Source organism: Burkholderia sp. MS389 (genome assembly GCF_016899425.1).
Taxonomy (GTDB): domain Bacteria; phylum Pseudomonadota; class Gammaproteobacteria; order Burkholderiales; family Burkholderiaceae; genus Burkholderia; species Burkholderia sola.
The window spans coordinates 929,900-956,663 of record NZ_CP045996.1 but is presented as its reverse complement, the minus strand read 5'-3'; the positions used below and the strand labels follow the sequence as shown (position 1 = coordinate 956,663).

General features: G+C 68.2%; 25 protein-coding genes. 17 read left to right on the top strand and 8 right to left on the bottom strand.

Going from position 1 to position 26,764, the window contains the following annotated elements:
• The first annotated feature begins 54 nt into the window (after positions 1-54).
• The 7 genes from GJG85_RS33950 to argE all read left to right on the top strand — a co-directional run bounded on the left by GJG85_RS33950 (position 55) and on the right by argE (position 5,509).
• Positions 55-348 carry a RebB family R body protein gene (locus GJG85_RS33950; protein ID WP_050014033.1) on the top strand — a complete coding sequence of 98 codons (294 nt, stop codon included), beginning with the start codon at positions 55-57 and terminating at the stop codon, positions 346-348.
• 35 nt (positions 349-383) lie between these two features.
• Positions 384-971, top strand: a complete 588-nt coding sequence (locus tag GJG85_RS33945; protein ID WP_239469013.1) for a hypothetical protein — start codon at positions 384-386, stop codon at positions 969-971.
• Positions 972-1,204: 233 nt separating this feature from the next.
• Positions 1,205-1,651: a hypothetical protein gene (locus tag GJG85_RS33940; protein ID WP_204384588.1), complete on the top strand. Its 447-nt coding sequence runs from the start codon at positions 1,205-1,207 to the stop codon at positions 1,649-1,651.
• Between the two features lie 186 nt (positions 1,652-1,837).
• The gene (locus tag GJG85_RS33935) at positions 1,838-3,160 is read left to right on the top strand and encodes an NAD(P)/FAD-dependent oxidoreductase (RefSeq protein WP_204384587.1); all 1,323 of its coding nucleotides are present in this window, start codon (positions 1,838-1,840) and stop codon (positions 3,158-3,160) included.
• A gap of 69 nt (positions 3,161-3,229) precedes the next feature.
• Complete coding sequence (locus tag GJG85_RS33930) at positions 3,230-3,679, top strand: RidA family protein (RefSeq protein ID WP_050014029.1); 450 nt, start codon at positions 3,230-3,232, stop codon at positions 3,677-3,679.
• Entirely contained in the window at positions 3,676-4,353 is a 678-nt protein-coding gene (locus GJG85_RS33925) for a DUF1028 domain-containing protein (RefSeq protein ID WP_089490314.1), read from the top strand. Before GJG85_RS33930 ends, GJG85_RS33925 begins: the two co-directional genes overlap by 4 nt.
• A complete protein-coding gene (gene argE, locus GJG85_RS33920; RefSeq protein WP_176016183.1) occupies positions 4,346-5,509 on the top strand; it encodes an acetylornithine deacetylase in 1,164 nt (387 codons plus the stop codon). Before GJG85_RS33925 ends, argE begins: the two co-directional genes overlap by 8 nt.
• A 66-nt stretch (positions 5,510-5,575) precedes the next feature.
• Here the strand turns inward: argE and GJG85_RS33915 are convergent, their stop codons facing one another.
• Entirely contained in the window at positions 5,576-6,499 is a 924-nt protein-coding gene (locus GJG85_RS33915) for a LysR substrate-binding domain-containing protein (RefSeq protein WP_124557616.1), read from the bottom strand.
• 393 nt (positions 6,500-6,892) lie between these two features.
• Here GJG85_RS33915 and GJG85_RS33910 point away from each other — a divergent pair, with 393 nt between their 5' ends.
• Positions 6,893-8,314, top strand: a complete 1,422-nt coding sequence (locus GJG85_RS33910) for a cytosine permease (protein ID WP_050014026.1) — start codon at positions 6,893-6,895, stop codon at positions 8,312-8,314.
• Positions 8,315-8,449: 135 nt separating this feature from the next.
• Here GJG85_RS33910 and GJG85_RS33905 read toward each other — a convergent pair whose 3' ends face one another.
• The 5 genes from GJG85_RS33905 to GJG85_RS33885 form a co-directional block, all read right to left on the bottom strand.
• Positions 8,450-10,729 (bottom strand): FdhF/YdeP family oxidoreductase, encoded by a 2,280-nt coding sequence (locus tag GJG85_RS33905; protein ID WP_089490316.1) that lies wholly within the window; start codon positions 10,727-10,729, stop codon positions 8,450-8,452.
• A gap of 122 nt (positions 10,730-10,851) precedes the next feature.
• Positions 10,852-13,695, bottom strand: coding sequence for an AAA family ATPase (locus GJG85_RS33900; RefSeq protein WP_204384586.1), 2,844 nt, complete (start codon positions 13,693-13,695; stop codon positions 10,852-10,854).
• A 516-nt stretch (positions 13,696-14,211) separates the two neighbouring features.
• Positions 14,212-14,481, bottom strand: a complete 270-nt coding sequence (locus GJG85_RS33895; RefSeq protein ID WP_050014023.1) for a hypothetical protein — start codon at positions 14,479-14,481, stop codon at positions 14,212-14,214.
• Positions 14,482-14,583: 102 nt separating this feature from the next.
• Positions 14,584-15,399, bottom strand: a complete 816-nt coding sequence (locus GJG85_RS33890) for a family 1 encapsulin nanocompartment shell protein (RefSeq protein WP_050014022.1) — start codon at positions 15,397-15,399, stop codon at positions 14,584-14,586.
• Positions 15,392-16,471: a Dyp-type peroxidase gene (locus GJG85_RS33885; RefSeq protein ID WP_050014021.1), complete on the bottom strand. Its 1,080-nt coding sequence runs from the start codon at positions 16,469-16,471 to the stop codon at positions 15,392-15,394. The genes GJG85_RS33890 and GJG85_RS33885 overlap by 8 nt, the downstream gene beginning before the upstream one ends.
• A 436-nt stretch (positions 16,472-16,907) precedes the next feature.
• Between GJG85_RS33885 and GJG85_RS33880 the strand changes: the two genes are divergently transcribed.
• The 5 genes from GJG85_RS33880 to GJG85_RS33860 all read left to right on the top strand — a co-directional run bounded on the left by GJG85_RS33880 (position 16,908) and on the right by GJG85_RS33860 (position 20,347).
• The gene (locus GJG85_RS33880) at positions 16,908-17,285 is read left to right on the top strand and encodes a LysR family transcriptional regulator (RefSeq protein ID WP_089490319.1); all 378 of its coding nucleotides are present in this window, start codon (positions 16,908-16,910) and stop codon (positions 17,283-17,285) included.
• Positions 17,282-17,734, top strand: a complete 453-nt coding sequence (locus tag GJG85_RS33875; RefSeq protein WP_050014020.1) for a phosphate-starvation-inducible PsiE family protein — start codon at positions 17,282-17,284, stop codon at positions 17,732-17,734. Before GJG85_RS33880 ends, GJG85_RS33875 begins: the two co-directional genes overlap by 4 nt.
• Positions 17,735-17,821: 87 nt before the next feature.
• The gene (locus tag GJG85_RS33870; protein ID WP_089490320.1) at positions 17,822-18,277 is read left to right on the top strand and encodes a DUF1269 domain-containing protein; all 456 of its coding nucleotides are present in this window, start codon (positions 17,822-17,824) and stop codon (positions 18,275-18,277) included.
• Positions 18,278-18,312: 35 nt separating this feature from the next.
• Positions 18,313-18,561 carry a hypothetical protein gene (locus GJG85_RS33865; protein ID WP_006498393.1) on the top strand — a complete coding sequence of 83 codons (249 nt, stop codon included), beginning with the start codon at positions 18,313-18,315 and terminating at the stop codon, positions 18,559-18,561.
• Positions 18,562-18,922: 361 nt separating this feature from the next.
• Complete coding sequence (locus GJG85_RS33860) at positions 18,923-20,347, top strand: PLP-dependent aminotransferase family protein (protein ID WP_176016186.1); 1,425 nt, start codon at positions 18,923-18,925, stop codon at positions 20,345-20,347.
• A 25-nt stretch (positions 20,348-20,372) separates the two neighbouring features.
• Here the strand turns inward: GJG85_RS33860 and GJG85_RS33855 are convergent, their stop codons facing one another.
• Positions 20,373-21,113 carry an NAD(P)-dependent oxidoreductase gene (locus tag GJG85_RS33855; protein WP_204384585.1) on the bottom strand — a complete coding sequence of 247 codons (741 nt, stop codon included), beginning with the start codon at positions 21,111-21,113 and terminating at the stop codon, positions 20,373-20,375.
• Positions 21,114-21,346: 233 nt separating this feature from the next.
• On the opposite strand from GJG85_RS33855, the gene GJG85_RS33850 reads away from it, so the two are divergent.
• The 4 genes from GJG85_RS33850 (at position 21,347) to GJG85_RS33835 (ending at position 25,110) form a co-directional block, all read left to right on the top strand.
• Positions 21,347-22,876: an FAD-dependent oxidoreductase gene (locus GJG85_RS33850; protein WP_204384584.1), complete on the top strand. Its 1,530-nt coding sequence runs from the start codon at positions 21,347-21,349 to the stop codon at positions 22,874-22,876.
• A gap of 107 nt (positions 22,877-22,983) precedes the next feature.
• On the top strand, positions 22,984-23,391 hold the full coding sequence (locus tag GJG85_RS33845; protein ID WP_239469011.1) for a DUF1269 domain-containing protein: 408 nt from the start codon (positions 22,984-22,986) through the stop codon (positions 23,389-23,391).
• 145 nt (positions 23,392-23,536) lie between these two features.
• Positions 23,537-24,742 (top strand): zinc-dependent alcohol dehydrogenase, encoded by a 1,206-nt coding sequence (locus tag GJG85_RS33840; RefSeq protein WP_050014013.1) that lies wholly within the window; start codon positions 23,537-23,539, stop codon positions 24,740-24,742.
• 44 nt (positions 24,743-24,786) lie between these two features.
• Positions 24,787-25,110: a four-helix bundle copper-binding protein gene (locus GJG85_RS33835; protein ID WP_175975264.1), complete on the top strand. Its 324-nt coding sequence runs from the start codon at positions 24,787-24,789 to the stop codon at positions 25,108-25,110.
• Between the two features lie 10 nt (positions 25,111-25,120).
• Here GJG85_RS33835 and GJG85_RS33830 read toward each other — a convergent pair whose 3' ends face one another.
• On the bottom strand, positions 25,121-26,713 hold the full coding sequence (locus GJG85_RS33830) for an ATP-binding protein (protein ID WP_204384583.1): 1,593 nt from the start codon (positions 26,711-26,713) through the stop codon (positions 25,121-25,123).
• Positions 26,714-26,764: the final 51 nt, after the last annotated feature.

Here is a 26,764-nt window from a genome sequence, read left to right as displayed (position 1 = left end):
CCGGCCCGCCCGTTCCTTCAATCGCATGCCGGAGCCGAGATCCGAGGAGGCCTCGTGGCAGACAAAGTCAATGAGCAGATTACCGATGCGCTGACGCAGACCAACGTCAACGTCGTCGCGGGATCGCCGGCCCAGGCGCTGGGCATGCTTTACCAGATGTTCAGCCAGGCCGTCGGCATCTCGGCGCAGAACATGACCCAGCAGCAGGCGGCGTTGAACCAGATTTCGAACGCCGTCGTGTCGAAGGCCGTGGCGATGATCCTGTCCGTCGAGGCATCGCCGAAGCCGGCATCGGGCGGCGCGTCGCTGCCCGCGGCGGGCGGGTCGCCGACGGGTTCCACGCACTAGGACACGACGACTATCGGGACACCTGAACCATGAACATGAAAGGTCTTTTGGATGGACGCGGAGAAGGCGCGACGCAAGCACCGGACGACGTCGCGGACGCCGCGGCCGAAGCTGCGCCGCACGACGCGACGTCGACAGCCCGCAAGCGCGCGTGGCCGGTCAACCGGTTGCGCAGGTTCACCGACGCGCTGAAGGCGCCGGACCAGATCGCGGGCGTGTCCGGCGCCGCCCCATCGGCGTTGAAGACGGTGCAGGCGATCAACGCGGAGGCGGCGTCCTACGCGACGACGCAGATATCCGTCGGTCCGAACATGATGATCACGCAGGCCGGCGGCATGGTCGCGCAGGCGGCGGCCAACTACTTCGAGGCGTCGACGTCGCTGGCGATCGCGGGCAAGAGCGTGCTGATGAAGGACCTCGCGCAGAAGACCATCGACGAGGACGTGAAAGGCATGGCGATGGATGCGGTGGGCCTGCTGTTGACGGACCTGTTCGTCGCGACCGCGGCGGTGGTCGCGGGCGCCGCGGAGGCGATCGAAGGGGAGGCCGCGAGCGTCGCGCTCGACCGGATCGACGAGAGCCTGCAGAAGTATCAGGCGCTGCTCGACAAGAAGGGCACCTGAGACACGTCACGCACGTCGGGCGCGGCGTCGATAGGAACGTCGCGGGCAATCATGCGTCGAGAACCGCGGCGCAATCGCGGGCCACGCGTGCAGCGGGCGAAACAGTCTCCATCGACACGACCCGCCGGGCCGTCAGGCCCGATGCGGGATGTGAGCGGCGGGCGCGATGCACGTTCGTGGTCGAACGCGTCGCGCCTGCTACCGGCAGTCCAGTCCAATCATGTGAGGAACCCATGTCTTACATCATTCAGAACGCACACGGTGCCGCGCCGCTGCGGGTTGGCGAGCGCAAATGGGGCGATGCGACGGAAATCGATTTCGGCGCGATGACGAGCTGCATCGCGCTCGTCGAGCAGACGCCGGGCCAGCCGACGTTGGTGCGCGGCATCCATCTGTCGATCGTCGGCGACGGCGGCACGAAGGTCTACGACACGGCGGCGGATGTCGCCGGACAGGTCGAGACGATCATGCAGCAGAGCGGCAACATGCGTGCATGCCTCGGGCGCATCGATGTCTGGCAGGCCAACGTGTCGCCGGAGGTGCGGGATTTCTTCGTCGCGCTGATGATGAGCCTCGGCATGACCAATTGGGTGCAGGTGCCCGACGGCAACCTGCGGGTGCGGCTTGACGGCGGCGTGATGCAGTATCAGAAGGGCACCGCCGCGTGGACCAACGTGTAGCCGGCACGATCCGTCGAAACCGGTGCCCGCGATGCGCGCGGGCGCCGGCCTCGCCCCAGCTTTTTGCTCGTCAACGCCAACAAAAAACCTCGTTTCGCGCCACGCGGCCTGTCAGCAGAATGTCTCCATTCCAGCTCACGCGACGACACAAGCGTCGCATGAGCCGCACTTCCGAAGGAGGCAGCCGTGGCAGTCGAAACAACCTCGATCGATACGCTCGTCGTCGGCGCCGGGCAGGCCGGCGTGGCGATGAGCGAGCACCTGGGCAAGCTGGGCGTGCCCCATCTCGTGCTGGAGCGTGACCGCATCGCCGAACGCTGGCGCACCGGGCGCTGGGATTCGCTGGTCGCGAACGGCCCTGCGTGGCACGACCGTTTCCCCGGCCTCGAATTCGACGGATTTGATCCCGATGCGTTCGCAACGAAGGACCAGGTCGCGGACTACTTCGAAGCGTATGCGCGCAAGTTCGACGCGCCGATCCGCACCGGCGTCGAAGTGAAGCGCGTCGTGCGCAACACGGGCAAGCCGGGCTTCGTCGTCGAGACGTCCGACGGCACGATCGAGGCGAACCGCGTGGTGGTCGCGACGGGCCCGTTCCAGCGCCCGGTGATTCCGCCGATCGCGCCGGACGACGCGCGCGTCGTGCAGATCCATTCCGCCGACTATCGCAACCCGGGCCAGCTCCCGGCAGGCGCGGTGCTGGTGGTCGGCGCCGGTTCGTCGGGCGTGCAGATCGCCGATGAGCTGCGGCGCGCGGGCCGGCAGGTTTACCTGTCGGTCGGGCCGCACGACCGTCCGCCGCGTGCGTATCGCGGCCGCGACTTCTGCTGGTGGCTTGGCGTGCTCGGCGAATGGGACAAGGAAGTCGCGACGCCCGGCCGCGAACACGTGACGATCGCGGTGAGCGGCGCGCGCGGCGGCCATACGGTCGATTTCCGCGTGCTCGCGAATCAGGGCGTGACGCTGGTCGGGTTGACGAAGTCGTTCGACGGCGGCGTGGCCGTGTTCGAACCCGATCTCGCGATCAATCTCGCGCGCGGCGACGAGAACTACCTGTCGCTGCTCGACGCGGCCGACGCGTATGCGGCGCGCAATGGCCTCGACCTGCCGGAAGAACCGGCCGCGCGACGCATCCTGCCGGATCCCGACTGCGTCTCGCATCCGATCCTCTCGCTCGATCTCGCCGGCGCGGGCGTCACGTCGATCGTCTGGGCGACCGGCTATGCGGTCGACTACGGCTGGCTGAACGTGGACGCGTTCGCGCCGAACGGCAAGCCGCAGCACCAGCGCGGCGTGTCGAAGGAGCCGGGCATCTATTTCCTCGGGCTGCCGTGGCTGTCGCGGCGCGGCTCCAGCTTCATCTGGGGCGTGTGGCACGACGCGAAGCACATCGCCGATCACATCGTCACGCAGCGCAAGTACCTCGCATACCACGATGCGGCGCAGCACCGCGCGGCCGCCCAAGCGGCGCAGCCGGACGCGCGCCCGCTCGCCGAAGCGGCGAACTGACGACCTGACGACCCCGCCGCGACCGCTTCCCGCGCGGCGGGCGACCACACCGACACTCGAAGGACCTCGATGAGCCAGCCTACCCATACGCGTATCCGCATGTTCAACACGAAGGATACCTACCCGAACCAGACGCTCGACAACGACCTGTGCCAGGCCGTGCGGGCCGGCAACACCGTCTACGTGCGCGGCCAGGTCGGCACCGATTTCGACGGCAACCTGATCGGCCTCGGCGACCCGCGTGCACAGGCCGAGCAGGCGATGAAGAACGTCAAGCAGTTGCTCGAGGAAGCCGGCAGCGACATCACGCATATCGTGAAGACGACGACCTACCTGATCGATCCGCGTTATCGCGAACCCGTGTACCAGGAAGTCGGCAAGTGGCTGAAGGGCGTCTACCCGATCTCGACGGGGCTCGTCGTTTCCGCGCTCGGTCAGCCGCAGTGGCTGATGGAGATCGACGTGATCGCGGTGATTCCCGACAACTGGCAGCCGAACCGCGCACGGGAGGCGACATGACGTTCTCCATCGTCGGACGCTGCCCGGAGACGGGGCAGCTCGGGATCGCGATCAGCTCGTCGAGCATCGCGGTGGGCGCGCGCTGCCCGTGGGTGCGTGCGGGCGTCGGCGCCGTCGCGACGCAGAACATCACGCTGCCGGCGCTTGGGCCGCAGATTCTCGACCTGATCGAGCACGACCAGCTCGCGCCGGCCGCGGCGCTCGACCGGGCGTTGAGCGCGAACGGCTGGAGCCAGTACCGGCAGGTCACGGCGATCGACGGGCAGGGGCAGACCGCATGCTTCACCGGCAAGGAGGCGCTCGGCACGCATCGCGCGGTGCAGGGCGAGCAATGCGTGGCGGCCGGCAATCTGCTGGCCGCGCCGGCCGTGATCGATGCGATGGTGCGGGCCTTCGAGCACGCGCCCGGGCTGCTCGCCGATCGCCTGCTGGCCGCGATGCACGCGGCGACGACGGCCGGCGGCGAGGCCGGGCCCGTGCATTCGGCCGCGCTGAAGGTGGCCGGCGACGTGACCTGGCCGATCGTCGACCTGCGCGTCGACTGGGCCGATACCGATCCGATCGGGCAACTCGATGCGCTGTGGCGCGCGTATCGGCCGCAGATGCAGGACTACCAGACGCGCGCGCTGAATCCGACCGCCGCACCGAGTTACGGAGTACCGGGCGATGAGTGATCCGTCGAGCCGCGCGCTGCTCGAACGGCTGATCGGCTTCGCGACGGTCAGCCGCGACTCGAACCTCGAGATGATCGGTTTCATCCGCAACTATCTCGCGGGTTTCGGTGTGGAAAGCGAACTGTTCTATAACGCGGAACGCACGAAGGCGAGCCTGTACGCGACGATCGGCCCGCGCGATCGCGGCGGCGTCGCGCTGTCGGGCCATACCGACGTGGTGCCGGTCGACGGGCAGGCATGGACGGTCGAGCCGTTCCGGCTGACCGAGCGCGGCGGCCGCCTGTACGGTCGCGGCACGGCCGACATGAAGGGCTTCATCGCATCGGTGCTCGCGGCCGTGCCGGCGTTCGTCGCGCGGCCGCTGAGCGTGCCCGTGCATCTCGCGTTCTCGTACGACGAGGAAGTCGGTTGCGTCGGCGTGCGGCCGATGCTCGAACAACTGGCCGCGCGCGCACATCGTCCGCGGCTGTGCGTGATCGGCGAGCCGACCGAACTGAAGCCGGTGCTCGGTCACAAGGGCAAGCTCGCGATGCGCTGCCACGTGAAGGGCGCCGCGTGTCACTCGGCTTACGCGCCGTCGGGCGTTAACGCGATCGACTATGCGGCGAAGCTGATCGGCCGGCTCGGCGAGATCGGCGCGGCGCTCGCACGCCCCGAGCGGCACGACAGCCGCTTCGATCCGCCGTTCTCGACCGTGCAGACGGGCTTGATCAAGGGTGGCCGCGCGCTGAACATCGTGCCGGCCGAATGCGAGTTCGATTTCGAGGTGCGCGCGCTGCCGGATTTCGATGCGCACGACGTGCCGAGAAAGCTGCAGGACTATGCGGAATCCGAACTGTTGCCGCGGATGCGCGCGGTGCAGCCCGATACCGACATTCAACTGAAACCGCTCGGCGCGTATCCGGGGCTGGCGACCGCGCCGGACGGCGAGGCCGCGCGGCTGATCGCGTGGCTGAGCGGGTCCGACGCGTTCGGCACGGTGGCGTTCGGCACCGAGGGCGGGCTGTTCGGGCAGGCCGGTATTCCGACCGTCGTGTGCGGTCCCGGCAGCATGGACCAGGGGCACAAGCCCGACGAGTTCGTCACGCTCGAACAACTGCACGGATGCGACGCGATGCTCGGTCGTCTGGCCGCGTATCTTTCTTCAGCCGACTGAGCTGGCCACCGACACGCACGGTCCGCACCGGGCGGCGCATGCGTTTTTTTGTTCTCTATCGCGATCTCATCGCGCCGCTTCCGCGACGATCTGCGCAAGCCGCTCGCGGCAGAAATCGACGAACGACTGCGCCTGTTTCGTGAGCTGCCCGCGCTTCAGCCGCGCGCTCACGAGCCCGGACGGGCTGACCGTTTCGCTGAGGGATATCGTCACGACACGCTGGCCGTCGTACGTATAGTCGGAATGCGGGCGCGTGACGAGCAGCGAGAACCCGAAGCCCTGGCCGACCATCCCGCGCACCATCTCGATCGACGGCGAGCCGAACACGATGTTCGGCGTCAGCCCGAGTTCGTGAAACAGACTGACGAAATACGTGCGGCTCGGCTGCACGTCGAGCAGGATCATCGGCTCGACGCACAGGTCGCGCAGCGACACGTGCGTCTGGCTCGCGAACCGGTGGTTTTCGGGCAGCAGCACGTACGGCTGCTGCGGCGGCATCAGCGGCTCGGTTTCGATCGTGCCGTCGAGATCGTGGTCGTACATCAGCGCGAGATCGAACGTGCCGGACGTCAGCCCCTGTACGAGTTCCTGCTGGTCGCCGTCGCGCAGCCGGATGTTCACGCCCGGGTAGCGCTCGCGGAAGCCCGCGATCAGTTGCGGCAGATAGAGCGGCGCGACCGTCTCGAAGCAGCCGATGTCGATCTGCCCGGCGATCACGTCGTTGTCGGCGAGCGCGTTCTGTTCGAACTCGTGCGCGATGCGCAGCAGTTCCTGCGCTTTCCGGTAGAAGCGCGTGCCGCTCGGCGTCAGCGACACGCCCTGCGCGTGATGGCGAATGAACAGCTTCACGCCGAAGCTCTCTTCGAGCCCCTTGATCGCGCTGGAAATCGACGGCTGCGCGATGAAGAGCTGACGCGATGCCTCGGCGACGCTGCCGGATTCGACCGTCGTGATGAAGTACTTCAGTTGCCGCAATGTGTAGTGAGCCACAAGCACCTCTGATGCCCGCCCCGGCGTGCCTCCGCGGGCGCGTGCGCGTTCCATGGGGAAACAGACCCTGGCACCTTACCTGAAGTCGATCGGCGCCGAAATTTCCGCTGCAGAGCTTTTTCGTATGTCGCGGAAATATTTTTAGTATTTTCCGGTCGCGATGCACGTGGCGCACCATCGTCTCCAACCTGGATCGCGACGGGGCCGCGTGCGCGCCGGCGGGACATGTCATCCGTCCCTGCTTGCCGCGCACGCGCCGCTTCGTTCGGCGCCGCCGCGCATGCACGCGGTGCGGCGTCGCCCGTGCATCCGGACCGATGGCCGGCGCGCACCCCGACGCGCGCCGGCGTGAACGGCACGCGCGCATTGCCGCGCAGGACTGGAGACTTCACCATGACGAACGCGGAACGCAATGCGTCCCCGATGATAGAGAAGCACACGATCGGCTATGTGCCGCCCGCCGAACGCCACGGCAAGGTGCGCGACTTGTTCACGCTCTGGTTCGGCGGCAACATCGCGCCGCTGCCGATCGTGACCGGCGCGCTCGGCGTGCAGATGTTCCACCTGAACCTGATGTGGGGGATCGTCGCGATCGTCGTCGGCCAGGCGGTCGGCGGCGTGCTGATGGCGCTGCATTCGGCGCAGGGCCCGCAGATGGGCATCCCGCAGATGATCCAGAGCCGCGCGCAGTTCGGCTCGTGGGGTGCGCTGCTCGTCACGGTGATCGCGGCCGTGATGTACGTCGGCTTCTTCGCGTCGAACATCGTGCTCGCCGGCAAGTCGGTGCACGGCATCGCGTCGTCGGTGCCGGTGCCCGTCGGCATCGTGATCGGCGCGGTGGGCTCCGGGCTGATCGGGATCGTCGGCTACCGGTTCATCCACATCCTGAACCGGATCGGCACGTGGGTGCTCGGCATCGGCATCGCCGTCGGCTTCTGGATGATCCTCTCGCACGTGAACACCACCGATTTCCTGACGCGCGGCGGCTTCGACTTCGCGGGCTGGCTCGCGACGGTATCGCTGTCGGCGCTGTGGCAGATCGCGTTCGCGCCGTACGTGTCGGACTATTCGCGCTATCTGCCGGAGGACGTCGGCGTTGCATCGACGTTCTGGGCGACCTACCTCGGCTGCACGATCGGCTCGACGCTCGCGTTCATCTTCGGCGCGGTGGCCGTGCTCGCGGTGCCGGCCGGCGCGGACACGATGGACGCGGTCAAGCAGGCGACGGGCCCGCTCGGCCCGCTGATGCTCGTGCTGTTCCTGCTGAGCGTGATCAGCCACAACGCGCTGAACCTGTACGGCGCGGTGCTCGCGGTGATCACGTCGGTGCAGACGTTCGCGTACAAGTGGATTCCGACCGCGAAGGCGCGCGCGATCGTGTCGGTCGTGATCTTCGTCGCGTGCTGCTACGCGGCGATCGGCGCATCGAAGAACTTCGTCGGCAACCTCGTCGACCTGGTGCTCGCGCTGCTGGTCGTGCTGGTGCCGTGGACGGCGATCAACCTGATCGACTTCTACGTGATCCACAAGGGCAAGTACGACATCCAGTCGATCTTCATGGCGGACGGCGGAATCTACGGCCGCTTCAATCCGCAGGCGCTGCTCGCGTATGCGATCGGCATCGTGGTGCAGATTCCGTTCATGAACACGCCGATGTATGCGGGCCCGATTCCCGCGCATCTGGGCGGCGCGGATCTGTCTTGGCTCGTGGGCCTGCTGCTGACGTCGCCGCTGTACTACTGGCTCGCGACGCGCGACAGCGCGTATCGGCGTCGGCAGGGCGGCGCGCACCTGCCGCCGACGGCGGTGCGGTAAGCGCGGCGTCGTTCGACGCGCTCGAATGAAACGGCGGCCGCATCGGGGGCGATACGGCGGCCGCGAGCGGCAAGTGCAGGGCGGCAGGCGGGCCGAAGGGCGGGGCGTGTGCCGCGACCCTTGCCCACCCGCGGATCAGACCACCGCCGAGCGCGCGACGCGCACCGGCACCGACTTGTACGACGGCGTGCCGCTTTCCTTGTCGATGTAGTCGAGCGGCACGAGCACGTTCGCTTCCGGGTAGTACGCGCCGACCGAGCCCGGCGCGATGTCGTACTCGATCGCGGTGATCTTCTCGAGGCGCAGTGTGCGGCCCGACGCCGTGACCGTCTCGATGTCGACGAGGTCGCCGTGTTCGAGCCCGTACTTGTCGAGATCGGCCGCGTTCATGAACAGCACGTCGCGCCGGCCGAACACGCCGCGATAGCGGTCGTCGAGCCCGTAGATCGTCGTGTTGTACTGATCATGGCTGCGCAGCGTGATCAGCCGCAGCACCTGCTCGGCGCCGAGCGCGTCCGCGTCCTCCTTCACGCCCTTGTAGACCGAGAACATCGCCTTGCCGGTCGGCGTCGGCCACACGCGCTCGGTGGGCGGCAGCGGCAGGCGGAAGCCGCCCGGCGTGCGGATCCGCTCGTTGAACGCGTCGAAGCCGGCTACCGTCTTGTCGATCAGGTCGCGGATGCGGTCGTAGTCGGCGATCAGGTCGAGCCACGCGACCTTGCTGTTCGGCAGCGTCGCATGCGCGATGCCGGCGACGATCGCGGGCTCCGAGCGCAACTGGTCCGACGCCGGCTTCAGCTTGCCGGCCGACGCATGGACCATCGACATCGAATCCTCGACGGTGATCGATTGCCGGCCGGTGGCCTGCATGTCGAGCTCGGTGCGGCCGAGCACCGGCAGGATGAAGGTTTCCTTGCCGACCAGCAGGTGCGAACGGTTCAGCTTCGTGCCGAGATGCACGCTCAGGTCGAGCTTCGCCATCGCCGGGAACGACAGCTCCGGATCGGGCAGCGCGACCGCGAAGTTGCCGCCTAGGCACAGCAGCGCCTTCGCGGTGCCGTCGATCATCGCTTGCATCGCTTGCACCGCATCGTGCCCGTGTTTCGCGGGCGGCGTGAAGCCGCACACGTCCTCGATCTTCTTCAGGAATTCGGCCGACGGCTTCTCGGTGATGCCGACCGTGCGGTTGCCCTGCACGTTCGAATGGCCGCGCAGCGGGCACACGCCGGCGCCGGGCTTGCCGATGTTGCCGCGCATCAGCAGCAGGTCGGCGATCAGGCGCACGGTGGCCGTGCCCTTGTTGTGCTGCGTGACGCCCATCCCGTACGTGACGATCGTCGCGTTCGACTTCGCGTACGCGAGCGCGACCTCTTCGAGCTGCGCCTGGGCGAGGCCGCTCGCGCGTTCGATGTCGTCCCACGACGTGGCTTCGAGATCGGCCGAGAACGCGTCGAAGCCGTCGGTGTGCTGCGCGATGAAATCGCGGTCGAGCACGTCGCCGCGCTCGGCCTCGAGCTTCAGCAGCGCCTTCATGATGCCTTTCAGCGCGGCCGCGTCGCCGCCCGCGTCGACCTGGTAGTACGTCGACGCGATCCGCGTCGAGCCGAACGACGCCATCTCGATCATGTCCTGCGGATCGGCGAAGCGTTCGAGCGCGCGTTCGCGCAGCGGGTTGAACACGATGATCGGCACGTTGCGGCGCGAACACTCGTGCAGCGTGCCCATCATCCGCGGATGGTTCGTGCCGGGGTTGTGGCCGATCGAGATGATCAGCTCGCAGTGGTCGAAATCCTCGAGCGACACGGTGCCCTTGCCGATGCCGATCGACTGCGGCAGGCCGACGCTGGTCGGCTCGTGGCACATGTTCGAGCAGTCGGGGAAGTTGTTGGTGCCGAGCTCGCGCGCGAACAGCTGGTACAGGTACGCGGCTTCGTTCGACGCGCGGCCCGACGTGTAGAACTCGACCTGCTCGGGCGGCAGCGCGCGCAGCACTTCGCCGATGCGCGCGAACGCGTCGTCCCATTCGATCGCGTGGAACGTGTCGGTCGCGCGGTCGTAGACGAGCGGATGCGTGAGCCGGCCCATGTTCTCCAGTTCGTAGTCCGACATGCGCAGCAGCGACGACACGGTGTTCGCCGCGAAGAACTCCGGCGTCACGCGCTTGGTCGTCGCTTCCCACGTAACGGCCTTCGCGCCGTTCTCGCAGAACTGGAACGTCGACTTGTGCTCCTTGTCCGGCCACGCGCAGCCGGGGCAGTCGAAGCCGTCGGGCTGGTTGGTCCGCATCAGCACGATCGGCGCCTCGATGGTTTCCATTTGCGTGCGCACCGCATCGGCTGTCGCGCGAAGCGCGCCCCAACCGCCGGCGGGCCCGTCGTATTTCCTGATGCCTGGCACTTCGCGTCGATTTGTCATGTGAATCTCCAATAGCCGGGCCCGATGCGGGTGGCTCGGTTGCGCCGTGTCGCGGCGTGGGGCGGCTCCGTCCGCGGACGGAGCCGGTCATGCGTGCCCCGGGTTGCGGGGCATGCGTTGTTTTAGTGCGCGTCCTTCTTCGCGCCGGACGACTTCTTGCCCGACGGCTTCGCGGCGGGCGGCGGGGCGTCGGCACGCGTGTCGTCCGCCTTCGCGTCCGCTGCTGCGTTGGCGGCCTTGCCGGTCGGTTTGGCCTTGCCGTCGGCGTCCTGCTTTGTGTCCTTCGCCTCCTTCGCGTCAGGCGCGGCGAGCTTGTTGAACTTCACTTCGTCGCTGTCCTTGTCGTAGTCGACCTCGCACTTGTCGCCGGACTTCAGCCGATCGGCGAGGATTTCCTTCGCGAGCCGCGTCTCGATGGTCTGCCGGATCTGGCGCTTCAGCTCGCGCGCGCCGAATTCAGGCTGGTAGCCGGCTTCGGTCAGGTGTGCGACGAGCGAATCGCCCATCACGAGCGTGATGTCCTGCGCGGCGGCGGTACGCACCACGCGATCGAGCTGGATCTGCACGATCGCGCGGATGTTGTCCTTCGACAGCGCGTGGAAGACGATCACCTCGTCGATCCGGTTCAGGAACTCGGGCCGGAAATGCCCCTTCAGCACCTGCATCAGTTCCTCGCGGATCGCCTTGTCGGTCTTGCGCGCGGCTTCCGGCTGCGTGAGGTTGTCCATGATGATCGCCGCGCCGAGGTTGCTGGTCGCGATGATGATCGTGTTGCTGAAATCGACCACGCGACCCTTGCCGTCGGTGAGACGCCCGTCGTCGAACACCTGCAGCAGCACGTTGTAGACGTCCGGATGCGCCTTCTCGATCTCGTCGAGCAGGATCACGCTGTACGGGCGACGCCGCACGCGCTCGGTGAGCTGGCCGCCTTCGTCGTAGCCGACGTAGCCGGGCGGCGCGCCGATCAGACGCGCGACCGCGTGGCGTTCCATGTATTCCGACATGTCGATGCGGATGATCGCCTGCTCGTCGCCGAATACGGTCTCGGCCAGCGCCTTCGCGAGCTCGGTCTTGCCGACGCCCGTCGGCCCGAGGAACAGGAACGTCGCGATCGGCCGGTGCGTCTGGCCGAGCCCCGCGCGCGACAGCCGTACCGCATCGCTGACGGCGACCACCGCATCGGCCTGGCCGACCACGCGCTCGCGCAACTGCTCCTCCATCTTCAGCAGCTTCTGGCGCTCTTCCTGCGTGAGTTCGGACACGGGGATGCCGGTCAGCCGCGACACGACCTCGGCCACCGATTCAACGGTCACCTCGAGCGTCTCCGAACCGGTCTTGCGCTGCCACGCCTCCATCATCTCGTCGACGGCCTTCTGCTTCGCGCTGATCTGCTCTTCGAACTGCTTCGCTTCGTCGAAGCGCTTGCGCGACGTCGCGTAGTCCTGCTCGCGCTTCAGTTGCGCGATCTGCGCTTCGCCTTCCTGAATGTCGACCGGGCGCGACGTCGCACCGATCCGCACGCGCGCGGCGGCCTGGTCGATCAGGTCGATCGCCTTGTCGGGCAGGAAGCGCGACGTGATATAGCGGTCGGCGAACTCGGCGGCCGCGACGAATGCTTCGTCGGCGAACGTCACCTGGTGGTGCGCCTCGAGACTGTCGCGCAGCCCGCGCAGGATCACGATCGTCTGCTCGACGCTCGGCTCCGGCACGAACACGGGCTGGAAGCGGCGTTCGAGCGCGGCGTCCTTCTCGATGTACTTCTGGTATTCGTTGAGCGTCGTCGCGCCGATCAGGCTCAACTCGCCGCGCGCGAGCGCGGGCTTCAGCACGTTCGCGATGTCGAGGCCGCCTTCGCCGCCGCCCTGGCCCGCGCCGACGATCGTATGCAGCTCGTCGATGAACAGGATCAGTTCGTCCTGCTTCGCGGTCACTTCGTCGATCAGCTGTTTCGCGCGTTCCTCGAATTCGCCGCGATACTTCGCGCCGGCCACCATCGAGTTGATGTTGACTTCGACGAGCCGCTTGCCGCGCAGCACTTCGGGCACGTCGCCGTTGACGATCCGCTGCGCGAGCCCCTCGACGATCGCGGTCTTGCCGACGCCCGGCTCGCCGATCAGCACCGGATTGTTCTTCTTGCGGCGCGCGAGCACCTCGATCGTGCTCTCGATTTCCTGCGCGCGGCCCAGCACCGGATCGAGCTTGCCCTGGCGCGCGATCGCGGTAAGGTCGCGGCCGAACTTGTCGAGGTTCGGCGTGCCGGTCGGCGCATCGACGCGGCCGTCCTCGGCGCCCTTGCCGACCACCTTCACCACCTTCTGGCGCAGCGCCTCGGGCGTCACGCCGTATTTCTTCAGCAGCGTGCCGGCGACGCTGTCGGGCACCGATGCGAGCCCGATCAACAAGTGCTCGGGGCCGATGTACGAGTGGCCGAGATCGCGCGACGCCTGAAACGCGTACTGCACGGCCTTCTTCACGCGCGGCGAGATCGACAGCTTGTCGAGCGGCGCGTCGGGAGCGGCCGTGCCGGTGTGCGCGTGCGCGTCGATGTACGTCTTGATGTCCTCCGGCGACAGCTTTAGTTCCTTCAGCAGCGCGGCACATACGTCGGTGTCCGCGAGCGCGTACAGCAGGTGTTCGGAATCGAGCTCGCTGCGGCGCAGCTCGTGCGCCTTCTCGGCCGCGCGCTGCAGCAGTTCGAGCGTCTGTTCGCTGAACGCGTCGGTCGGATCGACCGATTCGCGCGGAATCTCGGCGGCGAGCGGCGATTCGTCGCCGAGCCCGCCGAACAGCGACGACGGTCCACCACCGCCGAGCAGCGAATCGAACGGATTCAGCATGCTCTGATGCCGCATCAGCTGGCGGAAGTGGTAATCGCAGATCGAGATCGTCTTGCGCTCGCCGTCCTGCATCACGGTGGCGCGTGCAACGGCCGGCCGCGCGTGGCAGATATCGCAAAGTGCGGGCATGGTGGTCTGGCTCCTGTCGGTGAAGGTGGGTCGAAGCGTGACGCCCGATGCGGTGCGGCGCTCGCGCGTCCCGATCGCGGTCGGGGCGGGAAGCGCGAGTGCCGCAAGGAGCCCACGGCATCGCTTCGACTGCGTTCAAAATAACGAATCGACGCGGCCCGTCCAAGACACAGTTCCATGCCGGACCGGCCGTGAATTGCACCCTCACATGGACGTGGGCCGGGGCGGCAAGGAGTACAGACGCGCAAGCGGGCGGCGGCGCGGGCGTGTGCGGCGCGTACGGCTTGCGGTGGAAGGCGCGGGAAAGGGCGGCGCCCGAACGACGCGCGGTGCGACATCGGCGCGCAGTGCGCCGGCAGCGGCCGAACGGGGGCCAGACGGGACGCGACGCGCGAGCGCGAACCGGTGGCGTCCGGCCATGCGTGCACCGCAGCCGAGACGCGCGGTGCGGCCGGGGAAGGCGAAGGCGGGTGACACCGCACGCGCCGGCCATCGCGCAACCGCGGTGCACCACGATCAGTCGGAGAGTGTCATCGCGAGCCGTTGCCGCGCGATCTGCTTGACGTCGGCCGACAGTGCCGCATTCTGCAGACCATTGGCCCAGACGGAGAACGAATCCTCGATCAGGTTGCGCGTGTCGGGCGGCAGCTCGGCCAGCATCAGCGACACGACGGTAAACAGCACGGCGGTGTCGCCGGCCTGGCGGCTGGCATTCGCGTCGACCGTCTGCTTCAGGGTCGCGACGGACGCCTGCAGCGCCTGTAATGCATCATTCGATTCGCTCATGAAATCCTCCATGCAAGATGGGCTGGAGCGGCGACGAACCCGTGGCCGGCGGCGCGGCCGGCGCGCGACGCCCGGGCGGACATCGCGCGCCGGCAACCGCGCTCAGGCGGCCGCGTTACCCTGCGGCGCCACGGCCACCGATGCCTCGCTCGTCAACATCAGGAACGTGAACGTTTCGCGCAGGTACAGGCGGACGCCCTTGTCGGTGTGGCTCGTGTAGCCGATCGACAGGTCTTCCCCGAGGTGCAGCTCGTAATCGCCGCCGCGCGTGGACAGCACGCAGCCGCCGCTGATCGCCGGCGCCCAGATGATCTCGCCGCTGACGATGCGTTTGATATGACCGAGGACCGGATAGCCCTGGTCGCGCGCTTCGCTGAGCGCGGTGTACGCATCCGACCCGAGCACGACCGAGTACGGACCGTCGACGCCGGCGAGGCGCAGCGCTTCCAGCGCGTCGCTGATCGCGTCCGGGTACGCGCCGACGTCCGCCGGCAGCGTGAGCCGACGGTTCGACGTGCCTTCGCGGATGCCGATGATGCCGGCCGCGCGGTAGCCGTCGAAGATCGCGCTGTCTTCGGCGAACGCGAGCCGTTGCGCGGCTTCCTTCGCCGGCTGCCAGTCGGCGTCGCGCGCGCCGCGCTCGACGCTGTCGATCGCGTCGCGGCTCAGCTCGAACGGCACCGTCAGCTCGACGATCGTGCGTACTTCGCGCAGCCGCGCGTTCACGAGTTCGCGCGGCGCGGCCACGTCGAGCAGGTGCCCGGTGCCGACGGCCGACAGCTCGGGGCCTGCGGGGCCCTCGACGTCGACGACGCGGCGGCCGGCCACCGATCGTTTGAAGGTGCGCGCCACTTCCTCCTCGATTTGTTCCCAGGCGGACGACGAGATCGGGGCGAGTTCGCGATGCAGGTTATTCATAGGTCGGGGTTCCTTTCAGCGAGCCGATGTTCAGCGAGCCGTCGCGCCGCGGTGCGGCAGGCGCGGACGGCGTGGATTCCGGTTGGGCGGCTTCGGCGGCCGGCGCGGGGCGGTCGGCGAGCGTTTCGAGCAGGTCGGCCGACGGCACGAAGAACAGCGAGCCGGTGACCGCGCGGCTGTAGTCGAGCAGGCGGTCGTAGTTGCCGGGCGGGCGGCCGACGAACATGTTCTCGAGCATCTGCTCGATCGGCGCCGGCGAGCGCGCATAGCCGATGAAATAGGTGCCGAATTCGCCGGCGCCCGGACGCCCGAACGGCATGTTGTCGCGCAGGATCTTCACTTCCTGGCCGCCCTCGTCGAGCGTGGTCAGCGAGCTGTGCGAGCACGACGGCTTCACGTCCGGCGCGAGCTCGATGTCGGACAGCTTGGTGCGGCCGATGATGCGCTCCTGCGTCTCGACCGCGAGCGCGTTCCAGCCGGCCATGTCGTGCAGGTACTTCTGCACGAGCACGTAGCTGCCGCCCGCGAATTCCGCGTCTTCGTCGCCGATCACCGTGAAGTCGACCGCTTCGCGGCCTTCCGGATTCTCGGTGCCGTCGACGAAGCCGATCATCGCGCGCTGGTCGAAATTGCGGAAGCCGTGCACCTCGTCGACGACCGTGACCGCGTCGCCGAGCGCATTGAGCAATTGCGTCGCCAATTCGAAGCACAGGTCCATCGCTTCCGCGCGGATGTGCAGCAGGATGTCGCCGGGCGTCGCCACTGCGACGCGCTGGCCGGCGCCGAATTCGCGGAACGGATGCAGCGACGCGGGGCGCGGCTCGCCGAACAGCGCATCCCATGCGTCGGAGCCGAAGCCGCAGACGCACGTGAGGTTGCCGCCCGGCACGCGCTTGCCGACCGAGCGCACGAGCGCGGCGATGTCGCCGCACCATGAACGGATCGTGTCGGCGTGATCGGCGCCGGGATTGATCGTCGCCACGAGAAAGATCGCGCTGCGCGTGATCGGGCTGTGGACGGCCTGGGAGAGCGGGGGAGGGGTAGTCTGCATCGCGGCCTGCCGGTCAGTCATGTCGGGACGGACGGGCCGCGGCAGCCGCGGCGCGCGAACGCGAACGGTTGAACTGTGTCATGCGACGGTTCTCTTTGTGACGTGCGGATGAAGGACGTTGCGCGGGCATCGCGCAACGGGCCGCAGCGGCGGCGGCCGGCCCCCGGCGCGAAGGGGAGGCGGACGTGGCGGCCGCGCGTTCGCCCGGCGCGTGAGCTGTCCGCACCGCGTAACGGCGTCGAGCCTGCAATCTAGCAGCTTCGACGGGTCTTTGGAACACGTATCGATGATCTGTCATTCGAATGGATCAAACAGGGCCCGGTTTTGTGCGGCGCCCGCGCAGCTGTACTCCTGGCGCGCGCGGCGCTGTGCTCTTGAGCGTGCGTGTCGCGTGCAGTAGATTAGGTCCCGCTACGGTCCCGCCACGGTTCCGCTCCGCCCGACGACGACCATCATGATGAACCTTTTGGAAGCGATGCGTATTTTCGGTGCAATCGTCGAGCACGGCGGGCTGTCCGGCGCGGCGTCCGACCTGAAGCTCGACGTCGCGCAGGTGAGCGCGCGGCTCGATGGCCTCGAACGCTATCTCGGTTGCCGCTTGCTGCTGGACCGCTCGGGCGACGACGTCATATGCACCGAGGCCGGCGTCGCGTTTCATGCGTGTTGCCGGCGCACGCTGTCCGCGGTCGCGCAGGCGACCGGCGCGATCGGAACCGGTGCGTGCGCAACGGTCTCCCGTCCGCCCGTCGCAGGCTTTCCGTTTCCCGACACCCCCCGCCGCAGCGATGGCGCATCGATCGCGGCACCGACGACACTGCACCGGACAACGCGTTGAATATTTCCACTGCATCCGCCGATACGACCGCCGAGCGCATTCGTCGCCGCTTCGGCCATTTCCTTCACGCGGCCGAGCTGGCCGGGCTGGTCGTGATCGGGCTGGCGACCGCGTTCGCGATGACGCAGGAGGCGTGGAAGGTCGTGCTCGCGGGCGAAGTGTCGCTGACGGACCTGCTGCTGATGTTCCTGTATCTGGAAGTGCTCGCGATGGACCTGCGCTACCTGCGGCTCGGCCGGCTGCCGGTGCGGTTTCCGCTGTTCATCGCGATGACGTCGCTCGCGCGCGACCTGATCCTGCGCGGCGCGACCGACAGCCCCGAGCGGATGCTGATGACGACTTTCGGGATCGTGCTGCTCGCGGTCGGCGTGCTGATCCTGAGCTTCGGCCAGCATCGCTTTCCGGCGGACGTCGACGATGTCGAGGACGACGTGCATGTGCGCAAGTAACGCGGCCCGGGCGGCATTCGAAGCGAACCCCGGCGCGCCGTGCGACGTGCGGCGGCCTCATTCTCATCCCAACACGCGAGGTGTCGCATGACCAGGCAATTGATCGTCGCCGTATTCGGCAGCGTCGACACGGCCCGCCGGGCCGCGAACGATTTCGATGCGCTGTCGGAGAAGAACGAAGGATTCCATATCGAGAATGGCGTCGTCGTCGAGAAGGACGCGAACGGCAAGCTCGCGGTGCTCGACGCCGAATCGCGGCCGTTCAGGGGCGGCGTGATCGGCGCGATCGCGGGCGGCTTGCTCGGCCTGCTGGCCGGACCGCTCGGCGTGGTGACCGGCATGGCGGCCGGCGCGGGCGCCGGCATTCTCGCGCAAGCGGCCGGCAACGCGCTGCTCGACGGCACGTTCGTCGAGACGGTCGCGGCGCGGCTCGTGCCCGGCAGCGTCGCGGTCATTCTCGAAGCGAAGGAGGACACGCCGTTCTCGGTCGACAACGTCGTCACGGGATTCGGCGGCAAGGTGTTTCGCCAGACGCTCGACTGAGCCCGCCCCTTTTCGAACCGAGTCGGGAGAACCGCATGCGTATCGATCAATCGTACCGCCGCTTCGACATCGCGGCGACGCTGTCGCCGCTGCCCGGCAACCGCGCGATCGCGAGCGTCGACGTGACGACCGACGATCCGGGCCGCCTCGCCGATCTCGGCACGAGCCAGTTCCTGCAGATCCGCAAGTGGCTCGAGTCGAACGACGTCGCGCTGCTGACTGTGGTGTTCGACGAGTGCAAGGTCGCGATCGACCACTACGCGGACAACGTCGACGACGCGTGAGGGCGAGCGGGCCCCCGCATGGCCGGGCTTCGCAACACCGCCGGCCGCTCCGCCATCCTCGGGACATCATGACGTGCGCGCGGCGAACGGCGGTCGCGACGTCGCATGCGCATCTGTTCACCACGCCGGCCTGATTTGACGTTTCCTCGCCAAACTGTCACTTACATTCGCCGAAATGACGCAGTAGGATGCCGAACCTTGTCTTGATGAGATTCGCATTGCTATCCGCCTTCAATTTCGATAACGGACGAGGTTCCAGCCGGGACACCCGCGCCCGGCGACGGCTATCCGGCTTCATGCGTCGGCGCGGCCGTGCCGACCATGCGGCGCAAGCCGGTTCATCGCGGCCGGGGCGAGGCGGATGAAGCTCTACGAGAAGTTTGCGAACGACGTAGAGCGACTCATTCGGCAAGGCGTATATCGACACGGCGACCGTGTGCCGTCGGTGCGGCAGGCGAGCCAGCAGCACCGGATCAGCATCACGACGGTGCTGCATGCGTATCTGCTGCTGGAAAGCCGCGGGCTGCTCGAAAGCCGGCCGCAGTCGGGCTATTTCGTGAACCTGCGGCGCGACGACGGGCACGCGCCGGTGCGCGAACTGCGGCCGTCGAAGCCGATCGCGATCTCGTCGTCGGTCGACGTGAGCCGGCTCGTGCTGTCGACGCTGCGCTCGATCGGCACGGACGACGCGGTGCCGCTCGGCTCGCCGTATCCGGACCCGAGCCTGTTCCCGTTCGAGAAACTGAACCGCTACGCGTATGCGGCCGGCCGCGACAAGTCGCTGTGGGGCGTGACCGACGGGCTGCCGCCCGGCCATCCGCGACTGATCCGGCAGATCGCGCGCCGCTACCTGGAGAACGGGATGTCGGTGGACCCGAACGAGATCATCGTGACGGTCGGCGCGACGGAGGCGATCAACCTGTGCCTGCAGGCGGTCGCGAAACCGGGCGACACGATCGCGGTGGAATCGCCGACGTTCTACGCGATGCTGCACGCGATCGAGCGGATGGGGATGAAGGCGATCGAGGTGGCCACGCATCCGGAATACGGGATCGACATCGCGGCGCTGGCCGCGATCGCGAAGTCGCAGCCGATCGCCGCGTGCATGGTGATGCCGAACTTCCAGAATCCGCTGGGTTTCCAGATGCCGGACGAGCGCAAGCGCGAACTGGTTGAGTTCGCAACGAAGGCCGGCATGCCGATCATCGAGAACGGCGTATACAACGAACTGTATTTCGGCGATACGCATCCGAGTTCATTGAAATCCTACGACCGGACCGGGATCGTGCTGCATTGCTCGTCGTTCTCGAAGAGCCTGACGGCCGCGTACCGGATCGGCTGGGCGCTGCCGGGCCGTTATCGCGATCAGGTCGAGAAGCTGAAGTTCCTGAATACGCTCGCGACGCCGTCGTTGCCGCAACTGGCGATCGCGGAGTTTCTCGAGCGCGACGGCTACGAACATCACCTGCGGCGAATTCGCAAGGCGTATGCGCAGCAGGCGAACCTGATGCGCGCGATGGTGTCGCGGTTCTTTCCGGAAGGCACGCGCATGTCGAGCCCGGCGGGCGGGTACGTGCTGTGGGTCGAGTTGCCGGCGCAGGTCGATGCGATGCGGTTGTACCAGCTTGCGCTGGAGCAGGGGATCACGATCGGCCCGGGCTACATGTTTTCGATCGCGGACACCTATCGAAACTTCATCCGCCTGAACTACAGCAGCCCGTGGTCGCCGGAGATCGAGCAGGCGGTCGTCGCCGTCGGCAAGCTCGCTGCCGCCTGCGTCGGCTGAGCGCGCCGCCGCGCGCGGTGCGACGTCATGTCAGTCGATACGACTGCGCGCCGGTGCCCGCGAGCGTGCCGCCGTCGACGATCAGGTATTCGTTGCGGATCGGCCTGCCGTCGAACCAGCATTGCAGGATCTCCAGCGTGCCGGCCGCATAGCGCGCCTGCGCGGACAACGACGTGCCCGAGATATGCGGCGTCATTCCGTTGAACGGCATCGTGCGCCACGGGTGATCGGCGGGCGCCGGCTGCGGAAACCACACGTCGCCGCCATAGCCGGCGAGATGGCCGGACGTGAGCGCATTCACGACCGCGTCGCGGTCGACCAGCTTCGCGCGTGCGGTGTTGATCAGGTGCGCGCCGCGCTTCATCCGCGCGATCATCGCCGCGTCGAACAGGTGCTCGGTCGACGGGTACAGCGGAATCTGCAGGTTGACGATATCGACGGCGCTCGCGAGCGATGCCGCGTCGGCGTGATACGTGAGCGCGAGCGCCTGCTCGATCGACGCATCGAGCCGGTGGCGCTGCGTGTAATGCAGAGGCAGGCCGAACGGGTGCAGCCGGCGCAGCACGGCCAGACCGATGCGCCCTGCGCCGAGCGCGCCGGACACCGAGTCGACGAGTTCGCCGGGCCGGAAGCCGGGCGGGCCGGCCGGCGTCGGCGCGGTTTGGCCGTCCGCATAGCGCGTGATGACCGGCATCGCATCGCGCACGTAGCGCGGCGGATAGCCGTCGACGGGATCGGGGTAGAGCACGCACAGCACGGTGGCCATCGGGTAGCGCTCCTGTGACAGGGGGAAGGCGGCACGCGGATTGCGCGGGTCGCGCGGGCGCTCGCAGCGCGGCCGGCGTGTTGCGCCGCAACGTCGATCACGTTCTACGCCGGTCGTGGATCGCGTACAAGCTACAGTCCGCGTTTCTCGTGCGCTGCGGGGCGTCTGTACCTGTTCTTTTCAGGAGGGATGTCGATAATGGGATCGTTACCTGACTTTTCGGGAGCCACGTCATGACTGGAAGCGATGCTGCGTCCTCACCCGATCTCACGCAAGGGATCGCGCTCGACGATCTCGCCGACGGCGCGATGATCGAAGGCCATGTCGGCGATGCGGCGGTGCTGCTCGTGCGCCGCGGCGACGAACTGTTCGCGGTGGGCGCGCAATGCCCGCACTACGGCGGCCCGCTGGCGAAGGGCCTGCTGGTCGGCGACACGATTCGATGCCCGTGGCATCACGCGGCGTTCTGCCTGCGCACCGGCGAGATGGAGCGCGCACCGGCGCTCGACGGGCTGCCGTGCTGGCGCGTCGAGCGGCGCGACGGCCGCGCAGTCGTTATCGATGCGCGACCGGCCGCCGTGCCGCCCGCGCTGAAGGCGGCCGGGCTGCCGGCCTCGGTCGTGATCGTCGGCGGCGGCGCGGCCGCGATCGCGGCAGCCGTCACGCTGCGGCAGGAAGGCTATCCGCATCCGATCACGCTGCTGAGCGCCGATGCCGATCCGCCGTACGACCGGCCGAACCTGTCGAAGGATTACCTCGCGGGCACGGCTCAGGCCGACTGGCTGCCGCTGCGCGCACCGTCGCTTTATACCGAGCAGCGGATCGACGTACGCTGCAACACGCGGGTCGCGCGCATCGATCCCGCGCAGCGGGCGGTCGAGCTCGCCGACGGCAGTCGTATCGAATACGGCGCGCTGCTGCTCGCCACGGGCGCCGAGCCGAACCGGCTGAACGTGCCCGGCGCCGATCTGCCGCACGTCTGTGTGCTGCGCTCGCGCGCCGATTGCGATGCGCTGATCGCCAGGCTGAAAACGGCGCGCCGCTGCGTGGTGGTCGGCGCGAGCTTCATCGGGCTCGAAGCGGCCGCCGCGTTGCGCACGCGCGGGCTCGACGTGCAGGTGGTCGCGCCCGATCCGCATCCGATGGGCCGCGTGCTCGGCGACGCGCTCGGCGACACGATCAAGGCGCTGCACGAAGCGCACGGCGTCGTGTTCCACCTCGGCGCGACGCCCGCGCGGATCGGACCGGACAGCGTGACGCTGTCGAACGGCGACGTGCTGCCGGCCGACGTCGTGCTGGTCGGCATCGGCGTGCATCCGAACGTCGCGCTCGCGCAGGACGCGGGGCTCGCCGTCGAGCGCGGCGTGACGGTCGACCGCTTCCTGCAGACGAGCGCGCCCGGCATCTACGCGGCCGGCGACATCGCGCGCTGGCCCGATCCGCTGACGGGCGAGCGGATTCGCGTCGAGCACTGGGTCGTCGCCGAACGGCAGGGCATCGTCGCCGCGCGCAACATGCTCGACCAGCAGCGGCCGTTCGACGCGGTGCCGTTTTTCTGGAGCCAGCATTACGACCTGACGCTCCGCTATGTCGGGCATGCGGAGCAATGGGATCGCGTCGAGATCGACGGCGACCTCGGCGCGCACGACTGCTCGATCGCATACTGGCGCGGCAACACGCGGTGCGCGGTCGTGACGATCGCCCGCGATCTCGACAGCCTGAAGGCCGAAGCGGCGCTCGAGCGGCAGATCGTGCCCGCCTGAAAGCAGCATGACGACCCCCACCGAACCTTGAAGGGAGACGAGATGAACCCCGACGTCCGTGCACGTTTCGAAACCGAGTTCGCGCCGCGCTGGCCGAACTCGGCACGTTGCGCGACCGGCACGTCGTCGCGCTCGCGGGTGTCGTGATCGTCGCCTGCTCGACCGACGGACAGTTGCGCACGCATGCAGTCGACCCGGGCCGCGTGTCGTCCGGCTTGCTGCTCGACAATGTGGTCGTGCACATCGAATCGTCGCTCGACGCGTGGCGCGAACGGCCGGTTGACGACGCGCTGACCGACCGCGTCGCGCGCAAGGCGCGTCCCGGCACGGTGTCGCTCGGGCTGGCCGCGACGCAGGTCGACATCTACGCGCTGAGCGCGGCGCTCGCGCCGCTGGGCGGCGAAGTGGCCGACACGACGCTGTCGGTCGACGACGAACTGAAGCTCGTCGAAGCGATCTCGAACGCACGCGACGACAACGACGGCAACAGCGGCAACGACCCGCAGACGAACTGACGCGCCGGCACGGTCTTTCCCCGAAATCGCCGCGCTTCCCGCCCGCGCATCCCCGCGCACCGCGCGCGCTGCACAGGCGCACCCCTTGCTCGATCGGCTCGACGGTCACATTCACCGTTTCCGCTTTCGACAAGGAGGGCCTGACATGAAAGCAGTCGTATTTCACGGCATCGGCGACATTCGCATCGACACGGTGCCCGATCCGGAAGTCTCCGCGCCGACCGACGCGGTCGTGCGCCTGACCGCCAGCGCGATCTGCGGCACCGATCTGCACATGGTGCGCGGTACGCTCGGCGGGATGAAGCCCGGCACGATCCTGGGCCACGAAGGCGTCGGCATCGTCGAGGCGGTCGGGCGCGACGTACGTAACCTGCGGCGCGGCGATCGCGTGCTGATTCCGTCGACGATCGCGTGCGGCAGCTGCGCGTACTGCCGCGCCGGCTACACAGCGCAATGCGACGTCGCGAACCCCGGCGGCCCGCGCGCGGGCACTTCGTTCTTCGGCGGGCCGGCGGAAACGGGCCCGTTCGACGGGCTGCAGGCCGAATACGCGCGCACGCCGCTTGCGCATGCGAGCCTGATCCGGCTGCCCGATGCGATCGACGACGATCGCGCGATCCTGATGTCGGACATCTTCCCCACCGGCTATTTCGGCGCGCAGCTCGCGGAAGTGAAGCCGGGCGATACGGTCGCCGTGTTCGGCGCGGGGCCGGTCGGGCAGTTCGCGATCGCGAGCGCGAAGCTGATGGGCGCCGGGCGCGTGATCGCGGTCGACCGCATCGCGTCGCGACTCGAAATGGCGTGCGCGCAGGGCGCCGAGATCGTCGATTTTTCCGAGGACGATCCGGTCGACACGATATTGCGGCTGACGGGCGGGATCGGCGTCGATCGCGTGATCGACGCGGTGGGCGTCGATGCGATGCGCGCGACGCACGGGCCGGCCGCGGCCGATCGCGACGCCGCGCGCGCGTTCGATGCGGAAGTCGACGCGATCGCGCCGCACCGCAAGCCGGACGGCCGCAACTGGGTGCCGGGCGACGGGCCGTCGCAGGTGCTGCAATGGGCGGTGCGCGCGGTCGCGAAGGCCGGCACGATCTCGGTGATCGGCGTGTATCCGCAGGCGGCGCGCGTGTTTCCGATCGGCGAGGCGATGAACCGGAACCTCACGATCAAGATGGGCAACTGCAATCACCGGACGGTGACGCCGCCGCTCGTCGAGCTGGTGCGCAGCGGCGCGTTCGATCCGCTGTCGGTGCTCACGCGCAGCGAGCCGCTGACGAACGCGATCGATGCGTATCGTGCGTTCGACGTGCGCGAGCCCGGCTGGATGAAAGTGAAGCTGACGCCGTGACGACACGAACCGAAACGATGCAAACCGAAACCGGGAGAACTGCGATGAGCGATCAATACGACAACTGCATGGCCGCGTGCGACGCGTGCGCGCACGCGTGCGACACCTGTGCGGCCGCCTGCCTCGCGGAGCGCGACGTGCACGCGCTGGCCGGCTGCATCGCGCTCGACATCGAATGCGCGCAGCTGTGCCGCTTCGCGTCGGGCGCGATGGCGCGCCGCAGCGGGCTCGCACCGCGCATTTGCGCGCTGTGCGCACACGCGTGCGACTTGTGCGCGGCCGAGTGTTCGCGGCATGCGCACGAGCATTGCCGCCGCTGCGCGCTCGCGTGCGAGGCGTGCGCGGCGATGTGCCGCGCGATGGCCTGAGTACGGGCGCTTACGGCGTGTCCTGAACCTGGCGCGCGACGCGCTGCAGCAGCGCGTCGAGGACGGCCATCTCGACGGGCTTCACGAGATGGTCGTCGAAGCCCGCGCGTTCGGTGCGCGCGAGGTCGGACGCGCGCGCATGGCCGGACAGCGCGACGCAGGTCGTGTCGCGCAGCGCGTCGATCGCGCGCAGTTCCTGCAGCAGCGTGAAGCCGTCGACGTCCGGCATCGTCAGGTCGAGCAGCATCAGGTGCGGCGCGTAGTCGCGCGCGACGGCCAGCGCGTCGGCCGCGTTGTACGCGACGCGCGGCGCATGCCCTTTCATTTGCAGCAGCACGGCGAGCGTATCGGCCGAATCGCGGTTGTCGTCGACGACGACGATGCGCAGCGGCGCGTCGGCCGGCGGTTCGAGCACGGCTGGCGCGGGCGGTGCGGAAGGGGCGTTGCGGGTCGTTTGCGCGATCGGCAGCCATATCGTGAACGTTGCGCCGTCGCCGGGCCCGTCGCTTTCCGCGACGATCCGCCCGCCGTGCAGTTCGACGAACGACCGGCAGATCGCGAGCCCGAGCCCGAACCCGTCGGACGGGGAGCGACCCGATGCGCCTTCCTGCTGGAACAGGTCGAAGATCGTTTCGAGCGCGCCCGGTGCGATGCCAACGCCGTGATCGACGACGCGGATCGCAACCGACGGCCCCTCGATCCGCGCGCCGACGTCGATCCGGCCGCCGTGCGGCGAGAATTTCGACGCGTTGTCGAGCAGGTTGTGCAGCACCTGGACGAGCCGTGCGTCGTCGCCGTGCAGGACCACGGAATCGGTCGGCAGGTCGACGCGGATCCACTGCCCGCGCGCGGCCAGCTTCGGCTGGATGCTTTCGACGCCGCGGCACACGATGTCGCGCACGGTGATGGGGCGCGCGTCGAGTTCGACCTTGCCGGCCGTGATCCGCCCGACGTCGAGCAGATCGTCGACGAGCCGCGTCAGTTGCCCGACCTGGCGATGCACGGCGTCGCGACACTGCACGAGCGCGGGCGCGGGATCGGGCAGGCTCTGCAGCACGCCGACCGAATTGCGCAGCGGCGCCAGATGATTGCGCAGCTCGTGCGCGAGCATCGCGATGAACACGCTGAGCCGATGCGTCGACGCTTCGAGCTCCTCGAGCCGCTTGCGCTCGGTCATGTCGCGCGTGATCTTGATGAAGCCGCACAGCTGGTGCGTCGCGTCGTGCACCGGCGTGATCGTCACGCTCGCCCAGAACTGCGTGCCGTCCTTGCGCACGCGCCAGCCTTCGTCCTCGAAGTGGCCGTGCGCGGCGGCCAGCGCGAGCCCGTGCGCCGGCCGGCCGGCCGCGATCGCGTCGGACGGATAGAACAGCGAGAAATGGTGGCCGACGATCTCGGCGGCGGCGTAACCCTTGATGCGCTGGGCGCCGGCGTTCCACGTCGCGACATTGCCGTGCGGGTCGAGCATGAATACCGCGTAGTCGGTGATCGACTCCACCACGGTCTGGAACCGGAATTCGGCGAAGCGGTGCAGCAGGTCGCGCGCGTCGGGCGAACCGGGCGGCGGCGGATGCGGTTGGAGATCGGCGTCGTCTTTCTTCATCGGAGCGGCAAGTTGAACATACGGGCGGCCGCAGGTCGCCGGCCCGCTGCC